The 2,566-nt window shown below is 70.1% G+C and carries 3 protein-coding genes; all 3 read left to right on the plus strand.

The window, feature by feature from the left end:
* A partial coding sequence (locus RN901_RS03075) for a type IV secretion system protein (RefSeq protein ID WP_310755819.1) occupies positions 1–989 on the plus strand: 989 nt, incomplete at its 5' end.
* Positions 990–1,007: 18 nt separating this feature from the next.
* Positions 1,008–1,679, plus strand: coding sequence for a VirB8/TrbF family protein (locus RN901_RS03080; protein WP_310755821.1), 672 nt, complete (start codon positions 1,008–1,010; stop codon positions 1,677–1,679).
* Positions 1,676–2,566: hypothetical protein (locus RN901_RS03085; protein WP_310755823.1), on the plus strand; the 891-nt coding region annotated here is incomplete at its 3' end. The genes RN901_RS03080 and RN901_RS03085, both read left to right, overlap by 4 nt.

Here is a 2,566-nt window from a genome sequence, read left to right on the forward strand (position 1 = left end):
TGCAACTGCCCCCGCAGTCCATCGACCCGAACGTCCCGGCGCAGATCCCCGCCGACGAGCTTCAGGACTTCAAGAGCTTCCTGGACGTGGTGCTCGACACCGTCGTCGGCGGGGCCGCGCCCGACGTTCACACGCTCGGGCTCCAGCTCTGGGGCGGGCTCGCCGCCGTGATGGTCGCCTGGACCGGACTCAAGATCGCTTTCAGCGGCACGTTCCAGCCGTGGGAGATCGTCAAGCTCGTGATCGGGATCGCGATCCCCCGCACGCTGCTCCACTACTACGTCGTCCCAATCCCGGGCGTCGGGCTCACGTTCCCGGCCATGGTGGCCGGAGGCGGGATCTGGCTCCAGAACCTGTTCCTCTCCGACGTGGTCTCGGCGGGCTACACCGAGATGACCGCGCTCGTGCAGGCCTACTCCGCGCACCTGGGCGCGGCGTGGTCCACGGGCAACCTGCTCTCGATCGTGACCGCCGGTACGACAGTGATCTTCTCGTCGCTCGTCACGCTCGTGATGGGCGCGTCGCTCGTGGTCTGCCTGCTGGCGCTGTTCTGCGTCACCTACGCGCAGGTGATCTGGGCGCAGGTCGCCATCGCCATCGCGATCCTGCTCGGTCCGGTGTTCATCGCGTTCCTGCTCTTCGAGCCGCTCTCGTTCCTGTTCTGGGGATGGTTCCGGACGCTGATGGTCTACACGCTCTACGGCGTCGTGGCCGGGGCCGTGCTTCGGGTCTTCATGGGCGTCGGCATGGGCTACATCACGACCTACGCCGATGCCCTCATGGGCACCGGAACGGCGGACCCGTTCGAGTTGTGGCTGTGGGCCGTCGTCCTCATGCCGCTCGTCGTCTCCGGCCTGATGGCCGGGCTCAAGGTCGGCGAACTCGCCTCGATGCTCGTGTCCGGCTCCGGCTCCGCCGGGTCAGGGTTCGTCGCCCTCGTCATGCAGGGAGCGAGCAAGGCCGCCGCTCCCGTCAAGCCCCCCGTCTGACTTCCGAGGAGTAAGCCGATGACGAAACGAGACAAGGACGCGGGCCGCGAGTACGCCGAGATCTGGGGCGAGGCCGTGCAGGCGAACCGGAAGCTCCGGACGATCCTGATCTTCCTCTCGGCAAGCATCGTCCTTGGGGTATTCGTGCTGCTTCGGATCGCGGGCGCGGAGCCGCCCAAGCCCATCGTCGTCCGTGTGGACGAGGTGGGCCGCGCCGAGGCGCTGGCCTACGAAGCCGCGACCGCTCAGGCCGATCCGCTCGATCCGACCACGAAATACTTCCTGAACCGGTTCGTCCACGACTTCCACTCGCGGCGGCGTGCGACGGCGCAGGAGCAATGGACCCGGAGCCTCCGGTTCCTGAGCACGGATCTGGCGAACGCGGCGTTCCAGAGGGACGGCGCGGAGGTCGCGAGCGTGGCGGCGGGGACCGCCGACACCGAGACCGAGGTCGAGCAGGTCGTGCTCCGCATCCACCCCGCGCCCGAGCCGCCGCACGGCGCGACGGCGGACTTCGACCTCGTGCACCTGAGGGGCGAACAGGAGCTGCGCCGCGAGCGCTGGTCGCTCACGCTCCGGTTTGAGTTCCTCGATTCGATCCCGCCCGAGCTGGTCGTCCACAACCCGATGGGGCTCCTCGTCACCTACATGCGCGCCGACCGGGCGCTCGTGACGGGGGACGAGCGATGATCCCGCATCTCAAGGGGCGCGAGAAGGCGCTGGAGGTGTTCGGCTGGACGGGCAGGAAGGCCGAGTGGATCGCGCTCGTGTGCCTCCACAGCGGCGTGTTCACCCGCGCCCAGTGGGCGCGGTTCATGGGCGCGCATCCGGAACAGGTCCGGCGCGGCGTCCACGGGCTGATCGCCGAGCGCGTCGCGAGCGAAGAGACGGAGCCCGGCGTTGCCGGCATGGGCCGGGTCGGCCGCATCTTCGCCCGTCCGGTCTACCGGGCGCTCGGAGCCGAGCACATCCGCCACCGCCGCGGCGCCTCGACCGAGGTGCTTCTGCGCCGCCTGCTCTCGCTCGACTACGTGATCGAGCACACCGACCTGCCCTGGCTCCCCACGGAACAGGAGAAGGTGTCCGCGTTCGAGGCGCTCGGCATCGAGCGCTCGCTGCTGCCCGTGCGCGTGTACCGGGGAGCCGCCCGCACTACCAGGCGCTACTTCCCCGTGAAGCTGCCGATCGCGCTCGACTCGGCCCGCGCCCTGTTCGTCTACGCAGATCCCGGCCACGACACCTCGACGGCTCTCCGTTCGTGGGGGAAGGCGCACCGCGGGCTCTGGCGCGCGCTCCGAAGACTCGCCCGGTCGGTCGAGGTCGTGGCCGTCGCGCGCACGTCGCGGGAACTCGAACGGGCGCGGCGGGTGACGCGCGGCTGGTCCCAGCTCGGCGGTCCCGGCGATCCCGAAGCCGGTGCGGCCGAGGAACTCGCCCGGATCGAGCGGGCGATCCTCAAGGGCGCGGTCCATATCCTCGAAGAGTTCGGCGGCCTCCAGGCCGCCCTGAAGCGCAGCGTCGTGCTGGAGGAGCAGGCGCGCCGGCGGGGCGGGCGCGGATCGATCGACCGCGGGGCC

The sequence above is a fragment of the Candidatus Palauibacter soopunensis genome (assembly GCF_947581735.1).
In the GTDB taxonomy this organism is placed as follows: Bacteria; Gemmatimonadota; Gemmatimonadetes; order Palauibacterales; family Palauibacteraceae; genus Palauibacter; species Palauibacter soopunensis.